Origin of the sequence: Nocardia sp. NPDC059228, from assembly GCF_042754245.1 — a bacterium.
Taxonomy (GTDB): Bacteria; Actinomycetota; Actinomycetes; order Mycobacteriales; family Mycobacteriaceae; genus Nocardia.
The window spans coordinates 216,480-237,619 of the sequence record NZ_JBHZAL010000002.1 but is presented as its reverse complement, the minus strand read 5'-3'; the positions used below and the strand labels follow the sequence as shown (position 1 = coordinate 237,619).

The window sequence follows — 21,140 nt, the reverse complement described above, 5'->3', positions numbered from 1 at the left end:
TAACGGACGAATATTTCCCGCGCGGTGTCTTGCGCCCGAAACCTGTTCGGCACCATCGAATTCCATTAAGCTCCGGGTTCGGACGGCCCACACCCGTTGACGGATTGGATACCGCATGGAGTTCCGCAACACCTGCGCGACTGCCACCCTGGTGATCGGCGCACTCGTGACCCAGGCCACCGCACTGTCGGTGGCAACCGGCCCGGCGAACGCCGAGCCCGCCGCCCCCGGGCTGGTGTACTCGGCCAAGTTGGTGGACAAGACCGTCATCACCACGCTCAAGGGCGGCACCTTCGAGTTGTCGCAGGCGGCCGAGGATGCGGCGCCGGCGGCCCCCGATTCGGACCCGGCGGCCAAGCCCGCCGACGTGGTGAACGTGAAGGACGCCGACGGCAAGGTGCTGCTCACCCTGCCGCTGAAATTCCATCTGGGACCCATCGATATTCCGGTCAAGTCCGAGGTGCAGAAGGACGGCACCGTGCTGGCCCTCACTCCCGACAAACCGGCCGGGGTATCGGTGTCGCAGCCGCTGGTCGTGAAACCGGTTGCCTCGCAAATGGAGAACGACCGCGCGCTGAGCAGCTTCACCACCCAGTTCAGCCTGGCCACCACCATCGGCACCTTCGTCGGCACCGCCATCGGCGCGACCATCGGCTGCGTCGTCACCCTGGTGGCGGGCTGTCTCCCGGGCCTGACCACCGGCGCCGCGGCGGGCGGCATCATCGGCACCATCGTCGTCGGCGGCCCGACCCTCATCGCCTCGGGCATCGATCTGCTGTCCACCCTGCAGGCCGCCGACGGCACCACCAAGTGGGCGGACAAGACCAAGGCTCCGGCGGCGGTTGCGCAGCCCGCGGAACAGCCTGCGCAACCGACCAACTGACGCAACCGGCCGGAAGCGGCCGCCGGCTCAGACCTGCGGAATCGGTACCCTCCAGACCAGCGTGGTGCCGTACCCGTCCAGACCCGGCCCGAGTTCGAGCGCGCCGGCGAGATCGGTGGCACGTTCGGCGATCTTGCGCAGCCCGCCCCGCCGGGGCGCGTCGCCCACGCCGATACCGTTGTCCGCCACCGAGATTCGCAGTTCCCCCCGGGCCGCGGTGACGTCCACGTCGATGCGGGTGGCCTCGGCGTGGCGCGCCACATTCGACAGTGACTCACGCAGTACGGCCAGCGCCTGCCGCCCGGTCTCCGGCGGTACCCGGGTGTCGAGGGGACCGTCCTGCCGCAGGCTCGGTGTGCAACCGAGGTGACGGACGGCGGTGGACACCAATTCGGTGATCTCGCTGCGCAATCCACCCTGCCCGCCGGTGGTCGGAGGCAGCGCGAAGAGGGTGGCGCGGACGTCCTGGAGAGTGTCGTCCAGGTCGGCCACCACGCGGGCGAGCCGCTCCCCGATCTCGGGCGCCGGGTTCATCCGGAGCGCGCTCTGCAGGGCTTGGCCCGCGGCGCAGATGCGCTGGATCACGGAGTCGTGCAGATCCCGGGCGATGCGATCGCGCTCCTCGAGGACGGCGATCGTGGCCGAGTCCTGCCGGCGGCGTTCGGTGTCGTGCTGCACCTGGTCGTACATGCGCACATTGACGATCTTCACGGCCGCGATGACGGCCAGCGCCTCGATGATCCGTTCGTCCTCGTCGCTGAACGCGCCGCCGCGCTTGTTCGTCAGGTACAGGTCGCCCAGGACCGTGCCGCGATAGCGCAGCGGCACCCCGAGGAAGCTGCGCATGGGCGGATGCCCGTCGGGCCAGCCCTCGAAGGCGGGACTCTTGGTGAGGTCGGCCAGCCGGACCGGATGCTCCCCGGACAACACCGCGCCGAGCACGCCCCGGCCGTGCGGCCAGTGCCCGATCCGGCGAATCGTCTCCTCGTCCATACCGACCGGGACGAACTGCACCAGCTGCCGTTCACCGCTCCCGTTCTCGGGTTCGAGCAAACCCAGTGCGCCGTACTGGGCACCGACCAGCCGGACCGCCGCGGTCACCAGCTGCCGCAGCACCAGATCCACATTCAGGTCCGAGACCACCGTGTACACCGCCTCGACCAGATCGTGTAGCCGTTCTCGCGAGGCCGAAAGTTCACGCAGCTCGTCCGGTACGACACCCCACAGCTCATCGGACATTGGCACAGGCTACCCATCGGCAACCTGAGGACATTCGTCTGTCGGGCCGGGTGTCGCCGAGAAGAACCATGAAATCAGACCTTTCGGACCGAGGGCACAAAGCCGCAGTCACCTTGGGAGCGACTGCGGCACAGGCTTATCCGAGCTTCCCGCGATCGCCCTGCAGCCACCCGGGGGGACAGTCGTCATCACCGGGTGATGGTGGACGCCCGAGATCAGGTCGAGCGGACCTCTTCCGTGGCGCTCGAACGAGTGGTGTTCTGGATGTGGGTCACCGACCCCGGTCTTCAGAACCGGAGCGGATCATTCGAGTGTCAAGGAAGGCGTGCGCCATGACCACGATCCATCTCCACAAGACGACCACCGCGACGCCTGAGCAGTTCCTGGCCGGCCTCACCGACTTCGGGCCGGGCCGGCACGAACTCTTCGGCAACAGTGCGGACAGCTACCTCGAGGTGCATCACGAAGGCCCCCATGACGCTGATGTGACGGAGGGCTCGAGCGGCATCTGGGAACGCCTGCACTACGACTGGAGCGACCCCCATCACGTGGTGATGACGACCACCGACTCCAACCTGTGGGGTGGCGCATCGGGCCACACCTACACCCTCACGCAGCTGCCCACGGGCATGACCGACGTGGACGCCGTCGTGGTCCGCGACGGCAAGAACCTCAGGGGACGGCTGCTCGCGATGGTGCTCGGACTCTTCGGCACCCGCGTCCTGGGAAAGCCGTTCGAGAAGACCATCGAGGCCATCGAAACTCGCAGCGGTGGCGGGAGTGGAAAGAACACGCAGACGCCAGGAAGGTGAACTACCGTTCGAACACCAGCAGCGGTTTGCCCCCGTGTGCGGGAGCTTCGGCCAGATAGACAGCTTCGCTGAACTTTTCGACGAGAATCGGCCGGCCCTCCGGCACCCGCAACGCGCCGCTGCCGGCGAGCTGAAGTGTCCGGTCGATCGTTGCGGCCATCCGATCCTTCGGGGTCTCGGTGAACCAGCGGAACAGCCAGAACCCCCGGACGGTCTTGGTTTCGTAGATCAGCGAGCGCGCAAAGACGGGGATGGTGAGTTTGTCGGGATCGGTTTGGCGGTGCGTGGACAGCGCACCGAAGACGACCAGCTCACCGTGCGGTGCCAGCGCACGTGACACGTCCGCACCCACCTGACCGCTGACACAGTCGATCGCCTTGGACACGCCGTCGTGGCCCGCTATGTCGGCCACCCGTTCGCGCAGGTCCTCGTCCTCCGTACAGATCACCGCGGTGCCGCCCAGCGCGAGGATGTCCTCGACCGCGGATCGGCGGCGGACCACATTGAGAGTCTTGAAGCCGACGTGCACGCCGAGCTGGATGACCGACTGACCCACGGTTGAACCGGCCGCCGTCTGCAAGAGCCATTCACCCGGTCGAACATCGAGTTCATCACCGGTCAGGATCACGGCGGTGAGCGGATTGCTGAGAATCTGGGCGGCCGTGGAATCGCTCATGCCGACGGGAACAGGCAGGACCCGCTCGGCATCGGCAACGACGTACTCCTGCCACGTTCCCCTGACCCCGACCGTAATGACGCGTTGCCCGACGGTCAGACCGTCTGTGCCACTACCGAGTTCGTCGATCACACCAACGGATTCGATTCCGGGCACGGTGGGGAATTCCGGCGCGAATCCGTATCTGCCGCGGACGGTATGCAGGTCGCTGGCATGAACGGGTGCGGCCGCCACCCGGATCCGGACCTCGCCGGGACCAGGCTCCGGAACGGGGCGGGTCCGCAGGCGCAGAACCTCGGACGGCTCGCCCACCGTGTCGGCGACAACAGACTGCATGGTTCTCATCTTCCTGACCCTCCTCCGGTCGGATCCAGGTCCTACAGCGGTTCGACGTGCATATCGTCGCCCCGCCCTGAGACGGCGAAGATTCGAAACAGCGCGGCTCAATCCCAGCCCTACTACCCTCCAATGCTGCCACGCAGGGCTTGTTGGGTCCGTCTCCCTCGAAGCGGCGGATCGGCTCAGGCGGATTGCAGGATCGTCTGGGCGAAGCCGAGTCTGATGCTGCCGATGGCGTGACCGCCGTCGACCACGCGGCGGCCCGCGATCGTGGAGACGGACGGTCCGACTATGTCCCGGTACGGGTTTGCCGAGCTGTCGCCGGTCAGGTAGTGGAACAGGCGGAGATCGAAGGCCGCGTCGGTGTGTTCGCCGCCGGTGCCGGGCAGGCGAGATTCGGCGTCTAGACCCGTAGACCGTTGATCAAGGCCAGCACCGCGGGTTCGGTTTGCGCGCGGGCGGTTTCGGGATCGTCGGCATTGGCGATGAACATGGCGGCCTCGCCGAGGGCGGAGAGGATCATCAGGGCCAGGGGGCGGACATCGAGGTCGGCGCGCAGGATGCCGGCCTGGATACCCGATTCGAGGCCCGCGACGACCAGGCCCAGGCCGTACTTCTCGTCGACCGCGCGCCACTCCTGCCAGCCGAGCACCGACGGCGCGTCGATGAGGGTGATACGGACGCGTTCGGGGTCGACGCAGGAGAGCAGGAAGTTGTGCAGCCCGGCTTCGAGAACGGCCATGGGGTCCGTCGGCGGGGCCTCGGCCATGGTCTCGGCGACCTGCTGGAGGATCTCCTGCTGCACCTGCTCGTAGACGGCCCGGAACAGGTCCTTCTTGTCCTTGAACTGGTGATACAGCGCGCCGCGGGAGCTGCCGGCGCGCTCCACGATCTCGGGGGTGCTGACCGCCGCGTAGCCGCGCTCGGCGAAGAGCTCGCGCGCGGCGGCCATCAGATTCGCGCGGGTCGACTCGGACCGTTCGGCTTGCCTGATCATCGACACCTTTCTGGCTCGGTGCCTGGATCGTAACGCGAAATCATTGAAAACAGGCAGCCTGTTTGTTAGTTTGAAATCACCTTCACCGTCACTGCTCCTAGAGGAGTCATCCAGATGACGCACACCATCTCCCCCGAATCCCGCGCCGCCTGGCGCGACCCCGCCCTCGGCGCCCGCCGCGAGCTCACCCTGCCGCAGGGCACGTTGAACGTCTTCGACAGCGGCAGCGGCGATCCCGTCGTCTTCGTGCACGGACTGCTGGTCAATGCCAACCTGTGGCGCCGGGTCGTTCCCGCGCTGGCCGGCCAATTCCGCTGCGTGGCAATCGATCTGCCCTTCGGTTCGCACACCACCGCCATGCCCGGCGCCGACCTGAGCGCCCCCGGCCTGGCCCAGCTGGTCATCCAGGCCATCGAGAAACTGGACCTCGGCCCGGTCACCCTGGTGGGCAACGACTCCGGCGGCGCGGTGAGCCAGCTGGTCGTGGCCGCCCGCCCGGACCTCGTCGCCCGCCTGGTGCTGACCTCCTGCGACGCCTACGAGAACTTCCCGCCGCCGTTCTTCGACTACGTCGGCCTGGCCGCCCGCACTCCGGGGGCGCTCGCCTCGCTGGCCCTGAGTCTGCGCATCCGCGCCGTTCGCCGTCTGCCCATCGCCTACGGCTGGCTGGCCCGCGGCCCGATCGACCGCGCGGTCAGCGACTCGTACGCCCTGCCGGTCGGCACCAAGGCCATCCGCGAGGACGTCCGCCGTGCCATCGGCGGCCTGGACAGCCAGTACACCCTCGCCGCCGCAAAGACTTTCGCCGATTTCAAGAAGCCGGTGCTACTGGCCTGGTCGGCGGGCGACCGCTTCTTCCCGGACCGCTACGCCGAACGCCTGGCCGCCGAATTCCCCGACGCCCGCATCGAATGGATCCACGATTCGCGCACCTTCTCCCCCGAGGATCAGCCCGAACAGCTGACCAGCGCGATCCGCGTCTTCCTGGACGCGACCCGGGCCGAGACCCGGCACTGATTCCGGTCCCGAGGCGTCAGAAGTCGCTGTCGAATCCGTCGAAGCCGCCGAAATTGCCGTAGTCGCCGAAGTCCTGGCCGCCCAGGTCGGCCCCGGGGTCGTAGCCAGCCTGGTCATAGCCGCCCTGGTCGTAGCCGGCGTCCGAGGCGTTCTGGTCGTAGCCGCCGTCGGCATATCCGCCGTCGGCGGCGTCCAGCCCGGCCTGATAGCCGTCGCCGTAACCGCTTTCGAAGGCGGCCGAGTCGTACCCGACCCCGGACATGCCGCTGAAGAGGGCGTTGAACAGCACCGCCGAGCCGACACCCCAGGCACCGGCGACCAGGGCGGTCTTCCACCACGGCTCGGAGTACCAACCGGCGGGAACGGGACGGCCAGCGACGCGACCGCCCGGGTAATAGTTCGGAGTGGCGGCCGACGGCGTGGGCGAGGCCTCGATGCGCCGCCCGTCGTATTCGATCGCGCGGTCCTCGGTGACCCGGCCGGCACTGCGCTGACCGTCGAGCTCCGGAACGGCCGGACCGGGGTCCATGCCCATGGCCGTCCGCGCGGCCCCCACGTAGTAAAGCCCTTCGAGCGCCGTCTCTTTCGCGAGCCTGGCCTGCGCGGGCGTGGTGGCCTGCTCGATCTGCGAGCCCGCGGCATTGAACCGCTCCCCCGCATCGGCGAGGGCCTGCTTCGACGCGTCGTCGGTGCCGACCAGGTTGTAGACCTGCCCGCCGAGGCGCTCGATCACCCGGCGCGCATCGGCCTTGGCATCGTCGAGCTGAGTGTTGGAACGCGATTGCTGCGCGCGGTTGACCGCCACCACAGCAAGCAGGACAACCACCATGACAATGAGCAGAACGACGACCGTAGCCACGCGACCAGCCTACGCGGCAGAATTCGCCGAACTGTTGCTACTCGCTGTGAGCTTCCCTGAACCTCGAATTATCCAGCCACCGCGGCAAAACGCGAGTTACGGCGACCTGGATCAACCTCCTCTTCGTCTAGCTCCGACACCGCGAACTGACGTTTGCCCGCCGTTTTCGCCGAATACATGGCCCGGTCGGCGCTGCGCAGCAGATCGGAGAAGTCGCACTCCCGTCCGGGCGGACAGAACGCCGTGCCCACACTCGCCGACGCCGGGACCGGACCGGCCGCCGTGGGCACCGGTTCGCACAGTGCGGCCAGCACCCGCATGGCGAGCTCGCCCAGGGTATTGCGGCGGGACGGCAGCGCGACCACGAATTCGTCGCCGCCGTAGCGCGAGATCACGGTGTCGGGCGGGCAGGTCGAGCGCAGCCGCTGGGCAATGGTGACCAGTACCTCGTCGCCGACGGTGTGGCCGTAGGTGTCGTTGATCACCTTGAAGTCGTCCAGATCGATGAGCAGCAGCCCCACCCCGCGCGCCGGATCGGTGGACATCACCCGGACCCGCTCCTGCAGCAGTGAGCGATTGGCCAGATCGGTGAGAGCGTCGTGCGTGGCCTCGTGCCGCAGCCGGGTCTGCAGTGCCGCGATCTCCTGCACCCGCACCGACACCGCCTCCGAGAGACTGCGTTCCTGCTGGGCCAGGGCACGCTGCTGCAGCGCCTCGGCGTAGGCGTCGATGGCCTGGCTGGCGATGAACGACCAGCGGGTGGCGATCAGCGAACCGCGCTGGCCCGGCGAGAGCCCCAGCAGCGCGCGGCTGGCGGGGGCGAGCATGCGGGTGCGGTCGAACGGCGATTCGGCCAGACTGCGGCCGATGCGGCGGGCGGCCTGCACCGGAAACGGTTCGGACCCGGCCAATTCCAGCAGATCGTCGATGATCCGGCCGAAGATGCGCTCGAGTTCATCGGAGGGAACCGCGGGCGCCTGGCCCAGCGCGGAACTGCTCGCGCCGGGATGCACTGCCCGCACCCATTCGCGGATGGTTGCCGCCACGATGGCGGAGGTTCGGGTGTCGAGACGGATGGACATGCGCGCTCACCCGATGCACGAGATGCCAGGACCGGCCGCCGCGCCGGTCACGCCCTTCGGATCGAACTCACTACTACGCGGTCGGCCACACCAGTGGTGCATGCTCACCGCCCCCTTTCCAGATACCCCCGTCCGGACAAAAAGGATCCTAGCAAGCCACCCGACATCGAAAACCCCTGATTCAGAACAGGTTCCCGCTGCCTCGCGAATGGCGATCGGATGTCTCATCGCTGGTGAGGCCCCGGTGTTACACCCAATTTCGGCGGGTTTCCGGCGACTCGCCGAACGACTCGTCCTACAGGCCGCGACATGCGGCAACGGCACCTGATTGGCATTCCAGGAGTGAGGTTCGGTACAGTGCTCAACGCACACAGCATCCAAGGATGCGGTCGCTGCGGGTGTAGTTCAATGGTAGAACCTCAGCCTTCCAAGCTGATGGTGCGGGTTCGATTCCCGTCACCCGCTCTTTCCCGTTCAGCGGGAGCGTCGAGTCCGACGCGCAACGGGGTGTAGCGCAGCTTGGTAGCGCATCCGCTTTGGGAGCGGAGGGTCGCAGGTTCAAATCCTGTCACCCCGACCATCTTTCGATTCGCACCACCACGGATGTCACCGCTCACCGCGGGCAATGGCCATGCGGCGCAGCGCGTTACGCCCCTCGCACCCTTCGTGGTCAGCGCCCCTCGATGCCCGCCGGAATCCGTTCACCGGTGATCGATCCACGATTCTGCTGTCTCCGGACCCGTCCCGGGTGAACGGGCAGCCCTGGCGATCAACCCGTGACGTCGTCCGAACTGGCGGCGAACTCCCCGATCATGCGCCGCGTGATCGGCGGGCGACACTATGGCATCGCACCCGCCGGACATGCCCGAAAATGGGATTCCGGTAACCGGATGTTGTGCCTCCGTTTGCGCTGTGTTATCGATTTACGGTGCTGGTCGACCACAAGATGAACGTTTCCAGCTCGGTGCTGTCCGGCACCGGGACTCGTTCTCGGCTCCTCCCGGCCGCCGGGCTGGGCGTGGCGGTGGTGTTGCTGACCGTCGCGCAGGTATGGGCGTCGGCGCACGGCGTGATGGGCCCGCTCCGCAGCCTGATCGACGACTACTTCGCAAACCCGCAGTCGGCGGCCGTGTCATGGGCCGGACTGGGGCTGGCATGCATCGGGGTGCCCACCCGGGCCCGGGTCGTCAGCCTGGTTGCCGCCGCGGTGCTGGACCTGTTGACCTTGGCCCTGCAAGCGGCCTGCGGCTGGCACATATCGATCGGCACCGGACCGACCCTGGTCCTGACCGCCCTGACCGTGGTCGTGCTCCGCTGGGAGGGCGAGCGTCGCCGAACCGCCCTGCAGGCCATCGCCTTCGGCGTGCTGCTGGTCATGGCCTCCAAGCTCGCCGACACCTGGCTGATGGTCAGCATCGTCGCCGGACCCCGCGTGCTGGATCAGTACGTCCAGCTGGCCGACCAGGCGCTGGGCGAACCGGCGTGGCTGGTCGGCCGCGCGCTCGAGGCGCTGGGCCCGGTGCCCTCGCACGTGCTGCACGTGGTCTACATCCAGCTGCCGGTGGCGGCGGTGGTCGTCGCAGTCTGGCAGCTGCGCCATGTCTCGACGAGCGCGTGGCCGCGGCACCACCTGGTGCGAACCTTCCTGGTGCTGGGCGTGATCGGCCCACTCGGCTATGTGCTCTTCCCCGTCGTCGGCCCGGTCTTCGCCTATGGCCCGCTCGGCCACGGCCTGGAGATCGGTGACTGGCCGCAGGTCTGGCCCGCGCTGACCCCCGATCCGCAGCCGATGCTGTTCGACTCCGAGACCGCCCGCAACTGCATGCCCTCCATGCATACCGCCTGGGCCACAGCCCTGTTCATCCACTCCCGCACCGCGCCGCGCTGGCTGCGCTGGGCCGGCGCCTTCTGGCTGGTGTGCACGCTGCTCGCGACGCTGGGCTTCGGCTACCACTACGGCAGCGATCTGGTGGCGGGCGCGGTGCTGTGCCTGACGGTGGAGTCGGCACTGCGGGATCCGGAGCGCGGCTGGGACATGCCCCGAGCCCGGATCGTGTCGCTCGGCGCGGCGGTGCTCGCCGGTTTATTGCTGTCCTATCGGTTCCTGGCGGCGACCATGGCGGAGTATCCGGTACCCGCGGGGGGCATCGTGCTGGGCGCGCTGGCCGCCGTATCCTTCCTCTTCTACGCGACCTGGTTCGCGCGTCCGGGCAGCCGGTTGGCGCACTGGGGCGGCCGAACCCCGATCGATGGATTTGCCATCGATTAACCAGTCCCCCAATGCAATCCGGACATCCTGCGCACCAGCCGAAAGGGTTACTGTCTCCCTGATGATCACTACGCGGGCGGGGCAACGTAACTTGCTGCGCAATCTGAAGTCGGAGGGCCGCCCGGGCCTGCCCCGCATTCCGATCGTGATCGGAATCCTGGTGTCGGTGGCGATCACGGCGATCTTCTCCGCCATGCACGGTTTCCTCGACCTGCAGGTATACCGGGTCGACACCCGGGGCTGGCTGGAGCACGGCACCCTGTACGGCCCGACCCTGCCGGTGGCGGGCCACACCGACCTGCCCTTCACCTACCCGCCGTCCGCGGCTGTGCTGATGATCCCGCTCGCCATCATGCCGCTGTGGCTGGCCGAGCTCATGGTGACCGCCAGTTCGCTGGCCTGCCTGGGCATCACGATCTGGCTGGTGCTCTCCCGCGTCCGCCCGGACCTGGACCCGCGCACGAAACTGACGCTCAGTGTGACCGCGGTCGTGCTCATGCTGGCCGTCGAACCCGTCCGCACCACACTGTGGTTCGGGCAGATCAACCTCGTTCTCATGGCCGCCGTCGCCCTCGACTGCCTGACCGAGAAGCCCCGCTGGCCGCGGGGCGTCCTGATCGGCGTCGCCGCGGTCACCAAACTGACGCCCGCCGCCTTCGTCCTGTACTTCCTCATCCGGCGCGACTGGAAGGCCGCGGGCACAGCCGCCGCCACCGCGGCGGGCGTGATCGGCGCCGGATTCGTACTGTTCCCAAGGGAATCGCGCGACTACTGGCTGCACGCCATCGCCGATACCAACCGCATCGGCTCCCCCGACTATGTCGGCAACCAGTCCCTCAAGGGCATGGTCTTCCGCCTCGGCCTGTCGAATCCCGCCGCAACCGCAATCTGGCTGGGCCTGGCCGTGGTGGCGGTCTGCGCGGGCGCCGCCCTGATGCACCACCTGGTCGGCCTCGAACGCCACACCGCGGACTCGGCCGGTCCGGCGGGCCCGGTGACCATTCTCTCGGTGACCGCGTTGCTCGTGAATGCGGCGGTCCTGCTGCTGATCTCGCCGGTGTCCTGGACCCATCACTGGGTCTGGGTGGCGCCCGCCCTGATCACGGCCGCCGCCTGGACCACCACGAATCCACGTGTCACCCCGTTCGCGGTGACCAGCGCCTTCGCACTGTTCTTCCTGATCGGCCCGGGCATCGTCCCCAATGGCAAACATCAGGAACTCGCGTGGTCGTGGTGGCAGCACATTCCGGGCGACATCTACATCATCGCCACCGCGGCCCTGCTCGCCGTCGGTGTCGGCCAGCTGCTCAGGCTGCGGGCCCGCGCCGTCGTCGACCGGACGGCGTAGATCTTCAGCGCCATCGTCCCGGAGCCGCAGATGCCCTGTGCGGTCGCGATTTTCAGCGGTCCGTAGCGTGCGGATTCCGGCATGGTTCAGGACCGCAGGGTTGCGGTGGCGATGTCGAGGAATTCGCGGAGGAGCTTGTCGTGATGGTCCGAGGCGACTGCCAGGCAGGTTTCGGCGCTGGGGGCGTCGGTGACCGGGCGGTGGACGAGGTCGGGACGGACGTAGGCGCGGGCGACGCTGCGGGGAACCAGGGCCATGCCGTGGCCGGAGGCGATCAGCTCGAACTTTTCTTCCAGTGAGGCGGTGCGGCGTTTCGGAGTGTCGAGCATTCGCTCGCCGTCGATGTCGGCCAGGGCGAGTTCGCGGCGCGCAGCCAGCGGATGGGTGGCGGGCATGCAGGCGACCCTGGGGTCGTGGCCGACGGGGATGGTGTGCAGTCCGGATTCGTTGAAAGGCTTCCGGAGGTAACCGATCTGGGCTCGGCCGTCCCGTAGCGGCGCATCCGGCTCCCACCAGCGTGCGGGCACGACATCGGTTTCGACCTCCGGGTGTCGTGTCGCGAATTCCCGGATCGCCTCCGAGACGTACAGTCCGGCCGAGAAGGCGACCACCAGGCGTCGCACGCCGTGGTCGGCGTCGCGCACGCGCCGCACCGCCGCGTCGACGGCGGCGAGAATCCCCTGCGCCTCCTCGTAGAGCTGCTGTCCGGCAGCGGTCAGCTCCACGGTGCGGGTGGTCCGCACGAGCAGCGCGCAATCCAATTCCTGCTCGAAAGCCTTGATCTGACGGCTCAGCACGGGCTGGGCGATGTAGAGCTTCTCCGCCGCCCGGCCGAAGTGCCGATGCTCGGCCACCGCGGCGAAGTAGCGGAGCTTGCGCAGATCCAGATCCATACCCGCACGGTATCAATTCGCGCAGAGGGTCTTGGACGCCGCGACGAACCCTCACCAGACTCGAAGCATGATCGTCATCACGTCCCCCACCGGCCAGATCGGCAGCCAGCTGCTGGACCGACTCCTCGAAACATCCACTCGCAGTGAAGAATTGCGTGTCATCGTGCGCGATCCCGGGAAGCTCCCGGAGGCGATCCGCGCCCGTGTCGACATCGTCACCGGATCGCACGGCGATGCCGATGTCGTGGACCGAGCCTTCGCCGGCGCGGACGCGGTCTTCTGGCTGGCCCCGCCCGACCTGTACGCGCCGAGCCTGGACGACGTGTTCACCGGATTCACTCACGCCGCCGCGAAGGCGTTCACCACCCACGGGGTCGGGCACGTCGTCGGCGTCTCGTCGCTCGGACGCGGCACTCCCCTCGCGGGGCGGGCCGGGCACGTGACAGCATCGCTGGCGCTGGACGATCTCATCGCGAGCACGGGCGTGGCCTATCGCGCACTGGCGAACCCGTCGTTCATGGACAACCTACTGTGGCAGGCGGTTTCGATCCGGGACGACGGCGTGTTCACCGGCGCCGAGGCCGCCGACCGCCCGACGCGGATGGTCGCGACCCGCGATATCGCCGCGGCGGCCACCCGCCTGCTGCTCGACCGCTCCTGGACGGGAACCGGCGAGGTCCCGGTACTGGGCCCGCAGGACCTGACACCGAACGAGATGGCGCACACCATGTCCGAGGTACTCGGCCGCCGAATCCGTTACCAGCAGCGATCTCTCGACGACTTCCGTGCCACCCTGACCGCGCGCGGCATCGGCGACCCGATCGCGACCGCCTACGTCGACATGATGCGCGCCAAGAACGACGGCCTCGACGACGCGGTGCCCCGCACCGACGAAACCGCGAGTCCCACAACATTCCGCGAATGGTGCGAACAGATCCTCGCACCAGCGGTCCGCGCATAACCACCCCGAACCGCGCGGATCTCGGCGTGAGCGTACGTCTGCCGGAACGCCCATTCGGATCCAGCCAGGGACGGACGTGCCGCTCGGGTCCGCGACGGGTTCAGCGGGCTTGGCAGGTGGGGCACCAGAACAGGTTTCGGGCCTCCATCACCGCATACACGACGGTGGTGCCACACAGGCGGCACGGGTCGCCGACCCGGCGGTACACATAGGTGCGAGGTCGGTCGGCGGCGTACGACGGGGCGCCGTGGTCGTGTTCGGGGCGCACCACGTGCATCTTTCCCCGCCGGACGCCGACCTTCATCAGCTCCACCAGGTCCGCCCACATCTCGTCCCATTCGGTGCGGCTCAACGACTTTCCCGGACGATGCGGGGAGATGCCGTGCCGGAAGAGGACTTCCGCGCGGTAGACGTTGCCGACTCCGGCCAGGATCTTCTGATCCATGAGCAGCGCGCCGATCGGCCGCTGCGAGCGGCGGATGCGGTCCCAGGCGAGGTCGGGTTCGGCGTCCCGGCGCAGCGGGTCGGGGCCCAGGCGGGAGGTGAGCGCTTCGACCTCGGGGTCGAGCAGGATCTCGCACGCGGCGGGGCCGCGCAGGTCGGTGCCGTGCAGGTCGCCGGTGCGGCCGCCGCCGATCAGGCGCATCCGGACCTCGCCGACCGGATCGTCCATGGGCACAGCGGATTCGGTGAACTTGCCGTACAGCCCCAGATGGATGTGCAGGGTGACGCCCGAATCATAGTGGTGGAGCAGGTGTTTGCCCCATGCCTCGGCGCGGGTCAGCACCCGGCCGTCGATCAGCGCCGCGCCCTCGGCGAATCGCCCCTGTGGGCTGGAGACTCGGACCTGACCGCCGGCGAAGCGCTTGTGGTGCAGCTTCGCCAGGCGATGCAGCGTATGGCCTTCGGGCACAGGTCAGTTCGGGAGGGCCGGGGGGACGCCGGTCTTCTCGTACTCGGCGAGAATGTCGATGCGGCGCTGGTGACGCTCCTCGTTGGACCACGGGGTGGTCATGAAGGCGTCCACGATGGCGAGGGCTTCCTCGGTGCTGTGCATGCGGCCGCCGATGCCGAGCAGTTGGGCGTTGTTGTGCTGGCGGGCGAGCTGGGCGGTCTCCACGCTCCAGCCCAGGGCGCAGCGGGCGCCGGGCACTTTGTTGGCGGCGATCTGCTCGCCATTGCCGGAGCCGCCGAAGACGAAGCCCAGCGAACCCGGCTCGGCGACCACGCGGCGCGCGGCCTCGATGCAGAAGGCCGGGTAGTCGTCGAGGGCGTCGTATTCCAGCGCGCCGCAGTCGACGACATCGTGGCCCTGGCCCTCGAGGTGAGCCTTGACGTGGTTCTTCAGTTCGAAGCCGGCATGGTCGGCACCCAGGTATACGCGCATGGCTGCGATTCTGTCAGCACGCCCGCCCCCGGTCCGCACGGGGCTCTCACCCGGGCAATCCGTCGCGTGAGCGGCCCCGCAGCGACGACCGCGCGTCGATGCCGGTGAAACGTACTATCCAGGCATGACGTCCGACGACAGTTCACAAACGCCGAACGCCTACGGGGGGCAATCCGCTGGCGGCCTACCGGGACCGCCGACCGCCGGAAGCGCTCCGGCCTGGAACCCCGTGACCGGCATGACCGGATGGGATCCGCGGCTGGGCCCGCCGGGATGGGCTCCGCAGCAACCGTATTCGCCGCCCCAGCCGCCGGTGGTGCAGCAGACCCGGGGCCTGTCCCCGTTCGGGATGCCGGCGCGGCACAGCTGGGAGATCCCGCTGCTCGTGCTCGTGATCGTGGCCACCGTGCTGGCGTATCTGTTCGCACTACTGCTGCTGGTGTCCGGCTATGCGGGTCAGCTGGTGCTGGCCCTGGTGTTCGCACCGCTGCTGGTCTACCTGGGCCGCGGTCTGAACTACGCGACCCAGCGGGTGAACGGCGTGAAGATGTCGCCGACCCAGTTCCCCGAGGGCTATCGCATGGTGCAGGAGGCCGCGGCCCGGTTCGGCATGCCGAAGGTGCCCGACGCCTACGTGGTGCTGGGCAACGGCCAGATCAACGCGTTCGCCTCCGGGCACGGCTTCCGACGCTATGTGGTGGTGTACAGCGATCTGTTCGAAATCGGCGGCGCGGCACGCAATCCCGAGGCGCTGGCCTTCATCGTCGGCCACGAGGTCGGGCACATCGCGGCCGGGCACGTCTCGTACTGGCGGCAGCTGGGCATGTTCATGGCGCCGTTCCTGCCGATCCTGGGCAGCTCGCTGATCCGCTCCCAGGAGTACACCGCCGACAATCACGGCTTCTGCAACCGGCCGCAGGGTGCGCCCCCGGCCATGCAGACGCTGGCGGGCGGCAAATACCTGAACAATCTGGTCGGTTTCGACGAGATGGCCGACCGGGCGGCCCAGGAGAAGGGCTTCTTCGTCTGGATCGTGAACGCCATGTCCAGTCATCCGGTACTGACCTGGCGCATGTGGGCGCTGCGCGACCGCAGCCGCCACGGCAAGCTGTTCTGGCGGCCCGACGTACCGCCGCGTCCGGCCGCGGCCCCGCCCTACGGCGGGTACCAGCCGCCGTACCCGGGCGGATACGGCGGTCCGACGCCCGGATACGGCGAGACCGTCACATATCACGAGTACCGTCCGCAATGACGTCACGGCGAGGCCGGGCGACGTCTCCAAATATGTGAGGGCACAACTTATTTCGTGAGGCGAGCGCACCTCCCCGGGTACCGCCGGAATCGGGTTGCTACTCGACCGCGGCACGCGGGCCCGCCGGTGAACGGCTCCCAGCCGTGCACTGAAGACCCGGGGAGGCGGGGCAGCTCAGTCGAAGACGGGATCCTCGGTGCGGGTCCGCTTGAGCTCGAAGAAGTGCGGGTAGGCGGCCAGCGCGACCGCGCCGTCCCACAGCTTGCCCGCCTCCTCACCGCGCGGGATGCGCGAGAGCACCGGCCCGAAGAAAGCGACGTCATTGATGTGGATGGTCGGCGTGCCGACATCCGGGCCGACCTTGTCCATCCCGGCGTGGTGCGAGGCGCGCAGGGCCTCGTCGAAGTCGGTGCCCTTGGCGGCCTCGGCCAGCTCGGCGGGCAGGCCCACCTCGGCCAGCGACTCGGCGATGATCTGGGCGAGCAGGTCCGCGCGGGAGCCGTCCTCGCGCTCGTACTCGGCGCGGCGGTTGTGCAGGCGGGTGCCCATGGCGGTGTAGAGCGGGGCCAGCACCTTGTCGCCGTGCGCCTGGGCCGCCGCGATCGCGACCCGCACCGGGCCCCAACCGGTCGCGAGCAGCTCTTCGTACTGCGGGGGCAGGCCCTCGCGGCCTTCGTTCAGCACGGACAGGCTCATCACGTGGAAGTGCGTCTCGATATCGCGTACCTGCTCGACCTCGAGGATCCAGCGGGAGGTGATCCAGCACCACGGGCACAGCGGGTCGAACCAGAAGTCGACCCGGTCCTTCTTGGTGTCGCTCACAGGGAAGTCCTTTCGCAGTCGATCGACGGCCGAGGGCAGGGCCGTACTCAATGCGCAACAACCCCGATTGTTGCCGATATTTCCGCTCCGCCCGACTCCACCCGGGCTAGGGTCGGACTATCGGCCTCATCGACGGCGGTCCCGACCGTACTAGCAGGGAGGTTTCGGCATGACCACATCCAGGTTCGTCATCGCGGGCGGTGGACTGGCCGCCGCAAAACTCGCGGAAGCCTTGCGGGCCAATGATTTCGATGGTTCGGTCACGCTCGTCAGCGCGGAGGATCATCTGCCGTACGAGCGGCCGCCGCTGTCCAAGGAGCATCTGCTGGGCAAGCAGGCGCTCAGCGACTTCACCGTGGATCCGGCGCAGTGGTATCGCGACCACCATATCGAGATGATGCCCGGCACCACCGTCACCGCGCTGGATCGCGGCACCAAAACCATTGCGCTGCCGGACGGTACGACACTGCCCTACGACAAGCTGGCGCTGGCCACCGGTTCGCGGCCGCGGCTGCTGCGGCTGCCCGGCGCGGACGCCGAGGGGGTGCATGTGCTGCGCACCATCGAGGAGTCCGACGCCCTGCTCGCGATGTTCGGCTCCGCGCGGCGGCTGGCCGTCATCGGCGGGGGGTGGATCGGGCTCGAGGTGACCGCCGCCGCACGCGCCGCCGGCGTGGAAGTGACTGTGCTGGAGGCGGAATCGGTGCCGCTGCAGGCCGCGCTCGGGGCCGAGATGGGCGCGGTGTTCGCCGATCTGCACCGCGCGCACGGGGTGGATCTGCGGCTCGGGGTGAAGGTCGGCGAGATCACCACCGCCGACGGCCGGGCCACCGGGGTGCGGCTCGACGACGGCACCCACATCGAGGCGGACGCGGTGCTGGTCGCGGTGGGTGCGCGGCCCAATATCGAGCTGGCCGCCGATGCCGGGCTGGCGGTCGGCGGCGGCGTCCTGGTCGACGAGAGCCTGGCCACCAGCGACCCGGATATCGTCGCGGTCGGTGACATCGCCGATCAGCAGCATCCGGTGCTGGGGCAGCGAATCCGGGTGGAGCACTGGGCGAATGCGCTCAACCAGCCGGCGGTGGCGGCCCTGACCATGCTGGGCAAGCCCGCCGTGTACGACCGGCTGCCCTACTTCTTTACCGACCAGTACGACCTCGGGATGGAGTACACCGGGTACGTGGCGCGAGAGCAGCAGGCGCGCGTGGTGGTGCGCGGCGACCTCGGTGAGCGCGAGTTCGTGGCGTACTGGCTGGACTCGGGAAACCGGGTGCTGGCCGGGATGAACGTCAACATCTGGGATGTGCAGGACAAGATCAAGAAGCTGATCCTGAGCGGCGCGGCCGTGAACCCCGAGGAGCTGTGACGACCCTCACATAATCCGGAGTACGGAGTACGTCGTCCCGGCGTACTGGGCTCCGACCTCTGGACGAGAGCGCCCGCAAGGGCGCACCGACGAAAGGAGCCGACCGTGAAGTACATCCTGATCAAGACCTACTCCGCCGCCGCCTACTGCGACACCCCGATCACCGAGTGGGCGCCCGAGGAGATCCAGGCCCACATCGATTTCCAGCGCGCCCTCGGCGAGGAGCTGGCCAAGTCCGGCGAACTCGTCGACGCCCAGGGCCTCGCCGACCCGGGCCAGGCGCGCACCGTCACGTCCGACGGCCGTTCCGCGCCGGTGGTCACCGACGGGCCCTTCCCCGAAACCAAGGAGTTCCTGGCCGGGTTCTGGATCGTCGATGTCGACAGCCCGGACCGCGCGCTCGAGATCGCGGCCAAGGCATCTGCCGCGCCCGGCCCCGGCGGCAAGCCGATCGGCGAGTACATCGAGATCCGCCCGATCATGAGCGCCCCCGCCGCCGATCTCTGATGCCGGACACCGCGATCGAGGACCTGCTGCGCGACCTCGCGCCGCAGGTCCTCGGCACCCTCGTCCGCCGCTACGGCGACTTCGACGCCGCCGAGGACGCTCTCCAGGAGGCCCTGCTCGCCGCCGCCACCCAGTGGCCCGCCGACGGCCTGCCCGACAACCCGCGCGGCTGGCTCATCCAGGTCGGCGCGCGGCGTCTCATCGACACCATCCGCGCCGAGTCGGCCCGCCGAAACCGCGAGGCCGCCAACGCCCTCCGCGATCCCGAACGGCTCGGTGCCGCCGCCCCCGATCCGGCCGACGCCGTCATCGCCGAGGATCGCGACGACACGCTGACGCTGTTCTTCCTGTGCTGCCATCCGGCCCTGTCGCCGGCCAGTGCGATCGCGCTGACGCTGCGGGCGGTCGGCGGGCTCACCACCGAGGAGATCGCGCGAGCCTTCCTGCTACCGGAAAGGACCATGGCGCAGCGGATTACGCGGGCCAAGAAGCGACTGGCGGCCGAGGAGCGGCCCTTCGCCATGCCCGCGGGTTCGAACGGGCAACGGGAAGAATGGAATGAGCGGCTCGGCAGTGTGCTGCGGGTGCTCTATCTGATCTACACCGAGGGGCACACCAGCGGCGGCGAGCGACTGCGGCGGGGCGATCTGTCGAGCGAGGCGATTCGGTTGGCACGGGCCCTGTTCCGCGTTCTGCCGGATGATCCGGAGGTCACCGGGTTGCTCGCATTGCTGCTGCTGACCGATGCCCGGCGGGCGGCGCGCACCGGAAGCCGCGGCGAGCTGATTCCGCTCGCCGAACAGGATCGCAGCCTCTGGGATCGCGAAATGATCATCGAGGGCGTACGGCTGGCGACCGCGTCGGTGCGCAGCGGCCTCATCGGCCCGTACCAGATCCAGGCCGCCATCGCCGCCCTGCACGCCCAGGCGCTGCGCCCCGAGGACACCGACTGGCCCCGAATCCTGCTGCTGTACAACGCCCTCGAACGCCAGTCCCCCAACCCGATGGTGACCCTCAATCGCGCGGTCGCCACCGCCATGGTCCACGGCCCCCAGGCGGGCCTGGACCTCACCGACACCCTCACCGACTCGCTCGCGGGTAACCACCGCCTCGACGCCGTCCGCGGCCACCTCCACGAAATGGCCGGCGACCCCGACGAAGCCATCGCCGCCTACACCGCCGCCGCCCGCCACACCACCAGCCTCCCCGAACGCGACTACCTCACCATCCGCGCCGCCTGCCTCCGCCGCCAGTGACGGACCCGTCGTTGTGCGGCCGACGTTTCGCCCCGCGGATTCATTGCGGCGCGGATTGTTCCGCACCATCGCGCCGCGCCCGCGGCATGCGCCCGGGTCCACAGCCGCTCGCTACCCGGCGGTGACATGGCGAGAATGGCTACGGCACTGCATATTCGGATACCGCGGCAGGTCAGGCGGCCGTGGCGCGGAAGGCGGTGGGGCTCTGGCCGCGGTGGCGTTTGAAGGCCGCGGAGAAGCCGAACGGGTCGGCGTAGCCGAGGGATTTGGCGATCTGCGCGATGGTGAGATCGGTGGCGGTGAGGAGTTCCTCGGCCTCGTGCATGCGGGATTCCGTCAGATAGGCCAGCGGCGGCCGGCCCACGACGGCCGTGAAGCGCTTGGCGAAAAGTGAACGGGAGACCCGGGATTCGGCGGCGAGGCCGGCGACGGTCCAGGGTGCACCGGGTGTGGTGTGGATGGCGGTCAGGGCCGGTCCCACGATCGGGTCGGACAGGCCGCGGAACCAGCCCGGGGCGGCGGGTCCGGCCTGGTCGAACCAGGTGCGGAGGGTGCAGACCAGGCTCCAGTCGAGGAGGCGGTCCACCATGGCCTGCGAACCGGCGCTCTGATCGACGGCGGAAGCCGCGGCGGATTCGACCCAGCCGCAGGTGTCGAAGTCGTCGGTGACGACCAGGACGGGCGGGAGCGCATGCAGCAGGCGTTCGTGCCGGCGGGCCGAGGTGCGGTAGGCGCCGACCATCAGGGCGGTGGCATTCGCCTCACTGCCCCAATGGATTCCGGACAGCTCCTCGGCGGTGCACGCGGAATCGCCGGTGAAGCAGGAGATCTCGTATTCGGTGGGCTTCCCGTTCCGGCAATCCTCCGGAGTCTCCAGCCCCGCGGCGTCCTTCGAAGGCTGGAACCCCTCCGACACCAGGTGGAAGGTCTGCGGTCCCCGGACCAGCGCGGTATCGCCGACCGCGAGCGGCCTGCTGCCGCCGTCGGGCGTGCGCAGGGTGCCGCCGCCGCGCAGCACCGTGATCATGGTCAGCGGAGCGTGATCAGCGAAGCGGATGGTCCACGGTGCGGGCAGCACGGCGTGGGTCACGACCGAACCCTCGGCGCGAATACCGCTCAGCAGCTTGCTCATGGGATCCACCCGATCGAGGGTAGACGAATTCCTATCCAGTGGA

The 21,140-nt window shown here is 68.7% G+C and carries 20 protein-coding genes and 2 tRNA genes; 12 read left to right on the top strand and 10 right to left on the bottom strand.

The annotated features are described in order from the left end of the window. Window positions 1-115 precede the first annotated feature (115 nt). Window positions 116-883 carry a hypothetical protein gene (locus tag ACFXKA_RS04980; RefSeq protein ID WP_354834746.1) on the top strand — a complete coding sequence of 256 codons (768 nt, stop codon included), beginning with the start codon at window positions 116-118 and terminating at the stop codon, window positions 881-883. A gap of 27 nt (window positions 884-910) precedes the next feature. Here the strand turns inward: ACFXKA_RS04980 and ACFXKA_RS04975 are convergent, their stop codons facing one another. Next, window positions 911-2,122 (bottom strand): GAF domain-containing protein, encoded by a 1,212-nt coding sequence (locus ACFXKA_RS04975; RefSeq protein ID WP_379426138.1) that lies wholly within the window; start codon window positions 2,120-2,122, stop codon window positions 911-913. A gap of 332 nt (window positions 2,123-2,454) precedes the next feature. Between ACFXKA_RS04975 and ACFXKA_RS04970 the strand changes: the two genes are divergently transcribed. Next, a complete protein-coding gene (locus tag ACFXKA_RS04970) occupies window positions 2,455-2,934 on the top strand; it encodes a hypothetical protein (protein WP_379426137.1) in 480 nt (159 codons plus the stop codon). 1 nt (window position 2,935) lies between these two features. Here the strand turns inward: ACFXKA_RS04970 and ACFXKA_RS04965 are convergent, their stop codons facing one another. Next, window positions 2,936-3,955 carry a zinc-dependent alcohol dehydrogenase family protein gene (locus tag ACFXKA_RS04965; RefSeq protein ID WP_379426135.1) on the bottom strand — a complete coding sequence of 340 codons (1,020 nt, stop codon included), beginning with the start codon at window positions 3,953-3,955 and terminating at the stop codon, window positions 2,936-2,938. 397 nt (window positions 3,956-4,352) lie between these two features. Beyond that, on the bottom strand, window positions 4,353-4,946 hold the full coding sequence (locus ACFXKA_RS04960) for a TetR/AcrR family transcriptional regulator (protein ID WP_379426134.1): 594 nt from the start codon (window positions 4,944-4,946) through the stop codon (window positions 4,353-4,355). Between the two features lie 114 nt (window positions 4,947-5,060). On the opposite strand from ACFXKA_RS04960, the gene ACFXKA_RS04955 reads away from it, so the two are divergent. Further along, window positions 5,061-5,963, top strand: a complete 903-nt coding sequence (locus tag ACFXKA_RS04955) for an alpha/beta hydrolase (RefSeq protein WP_354834731.1) — start codon at window positions 5,061-5,063, stop codon at window positions 5,961-5,963. A gap of 16 nt (window positions 5,964-5,979) precedes the next feature. On the opposite strand, the gene ACFXKA_RS04950 is transcribed toward ACFXKA_RS04955, so the two are convergent. Beyond that, the gene (locus tag ACFXKA_RS04950; RefSeq protein WP_379426132.1) at window positions 5,980-6,822 is read right to left on the bottom strand and encodes a DUF1542 domain-containing protein; all 843 of its coding nucleotides are present in this window, start codon (window positions 6,820-6,822) and stop codon (window positions 5,980-5,982) included. 68 nt (window positions 6,823-6,890) lie between these two features. Beyond that, complete coding sequence (locus ACFXKA_RS04945; protein WP_379426131.1) at window positions 6,891-7,904, bottom strand: diguanylate cyclase domain-containing protein; 1,014 nt, start codon at window positions 7,902-7,904, stop codon at window positions 6,891-6,893. A 394-nt stretch (window positions 7,905-8,298) separates the two neighbouring features. Between ACFXKA_RS04945 and ACFXKA_RS04940 the strand changes: the two genes are divergently transcribed. From ACFXKA_RS04940 to ACFXKA_RS04925, 4 genes are all read left to right on the top strand, one after another. Next, a tRNA-Gly gene (locus ACFXKA_RS04940) sits at window positions 8,299-8,369 on the top strand. Between the two features lie 38 nt (window positions 8,370-8,407). After that, window positions 8,408-8,484, top strand: a tRNA-Pro gene (locus ACFXKA_RS04935). Between the two features lie 366 nt (window positions 8,485-8,850). Continuing rightward, the gene (locus ACFXKA_RS04930) at window positions 8,851-10,173 is read left to right on the top strand and encodes a phosphatase PAP2 family protein (protein WP_379426360.1); all 1,323 of its coding nucleotides are present in this window, start codon (window positions 8,851-8,853) and stop codon (window positions 10,171-10,173) included. 61 nt (window positions 10,174-10,234) lie between these two features. Beyond that, window positions 10,235-11,521 carry a glycosyltransferase family 87 protein gene (locus ACFXKA_RS04925; protein WP_379426130.1) on the top strand — a complete coding sequence of 429 codons (1,287 nt, stop codon included), beginning with the start codon at window positions 10,235-10,237 and terminating at the stop codon, window positions 11,519-11,521. Between the two features lie 86 nt (window positions 11,522-11,607). On the opposite strand, the gene ACFXKA_RS04920 is transcribed toward ACFXKA_RS04925, so the two are convergent. Next, window positions 11,608-12,414, bottom strand: coding sequence for a LysR family transcriptional regulator (locus ACFXKA_RS04920; protein ID WP_379426129.1), 807 nt, complete (start codon window positions 12,412-12,414; stop codon window positions 11,608-11,610). 67 nt (window positions 12,415-12,481) lie between these two features. On the opposite strand from ACFXKA_RS04920, the gene ACFXKA_RS04915 reads away from it, so the two are divergent. Continuing rightward, a complete protein-coding gene (locus ACFXKA_RS04915) occupies window positions 12,482-13,375 on the top strand; it encodes an NAD(P)H-binding protein (protein WP_379426128.1) in 894 nt (297 codons plus the stop codon). A 100-nt stretch (window positions 13,376-13,475) separates the two neighbouring features. On the opposite strand, the gene ACFXKA_RS04910 is transcribed toward ACFXKA_RS04915, so the two are convergent. Both ACFXKA_RS04910 and ACFXKA_RS04905 read right to left on the bottom strand, forming a co-directional pair. Further along, window positions 13,476-14,288 carry an Fpg/Nei family DNA glycosylase gene (locus ACFXKA_RS04910; protein ID WP_379426127.1) on the bottom strand — a complete coding sequence of 271 codons (813 nt, stop codon included), beginning with the start codon at window positions 14,286-14,288 and terminating at the stop codon, window positions 13,476-13,478. A 3-nt stretch (window positions 14,289-14,291) separates the two neighbouring features. Beyond that, complete coding sequence (locus ACFXKA_RS04905) at window positions 14,292-14,762, bottom strand: ribose-5-phosphate isomerase (protein WP_040860227.1); 471 nt, start codon at window positions 14,760-14,762, stop codon at window positions 14,292-14,294. A 238-nt stretch (window positions 14,763-15,000) separates the two neighbouring features. Here ACFXKA_RS04905 and ACFXKA_RS04900 point away from each other — a divergent pair, with 238 nt between their 5' ends. Next, on the top strand, window positions 15,001-16,014 hold the full coding sequence (locus ACFXKA_RS04900; RefSeq protein WP_379426359.1) for a M48 family metallopeptidase: 1,014 nt from the start codon (window positions 15,001-15,003) through the stop codon (window positions 16,012-16,014). A gap of 174 nt (window positions 16,015-16,188) precedes the next feature. Here ACFXKA_RS04900 and ACFXKA_RS04895 read toward each other — a convergent pair whose 3' ends face one another. Then, complete coding sequence (locus tag ACFXKA_RS04895; RefSeq protein WP_354834712.1) at window positions 16,189-16,836, bottom strand: DsbA family protein; 648 nt, start codon at window positions 16,834-16,836, stop codon at window positions 16,189-16,191. A 169-nt stretch (window positions 16,837-17,005) separates the two neighbouring features. Here ACFXKA_RS04895 and ACFXKA_RS04890 point away from each other — a divergent pair, with 169 nt between their 5' ends. The 3 genes from ACFXKA_RS04890 (at window position 17,006) to ACFXKA_RS04880 (ending at window position 19,965) form a co-directional block, all read left to right on the top strand. Continuing rightward, window positions 17,006-18,202 (top strand): NAD(P)/FAD-dependent oxidoreductase, encoded by a 1,197-nt coding sequence (locus tag ACFXKA_RS04890; protein WP_379426125.1) that lies wholly within the window; start codon window positions 17,006-17,008, stop codon window positions 18,200-18,202. Window positions 18,203-18,307: 105 nt separating this feature from the next. After that, window positions 18,308-18,709, top strand: a complete 402-nt coding sequence (locus ACFXKA_RS04885; protein WP_379426124.1) for a YciI family protein — start codon at window positions 18,308-18,310, stop codon at window positions 18,707-18,709. Beyond that, a complete protein-coding gene (locus ACFXKA_RS04880; protein ID WP_379426123.1) occupies window positions 18,709-19,965 on the top strand; it encodes an RNA polymerase sigma factor in 1,257 nt (418 codons plus the stop codon). The genes ACFXKA_RS04885 and ACFXKA_RS04880 overlap by 1 nt, the downstream gene beginning before the upstream one ends. Window positions 19,966-20,137: 172 nt before the next feature. Here the strand turns inward: ACFXKA_RS04880 and ACFXKA_RS04875 are convergent, their stop codons facing one another. Further along, window positions 20,138-21,097 carry an AraC family transcriptional regulator gene (locus ACFXKA_RS04875; protein WP_379426122.1) on the bottom strand — a complete coding sequence of 320 codons (960 nt, stop codon included), beginning with the start codon at window positions 21,095-21,097 and terminating at the stop codon, window positions 20,138-20,140. Window positions 21,098-21,140: the final 43 nt, after the last annotated feature.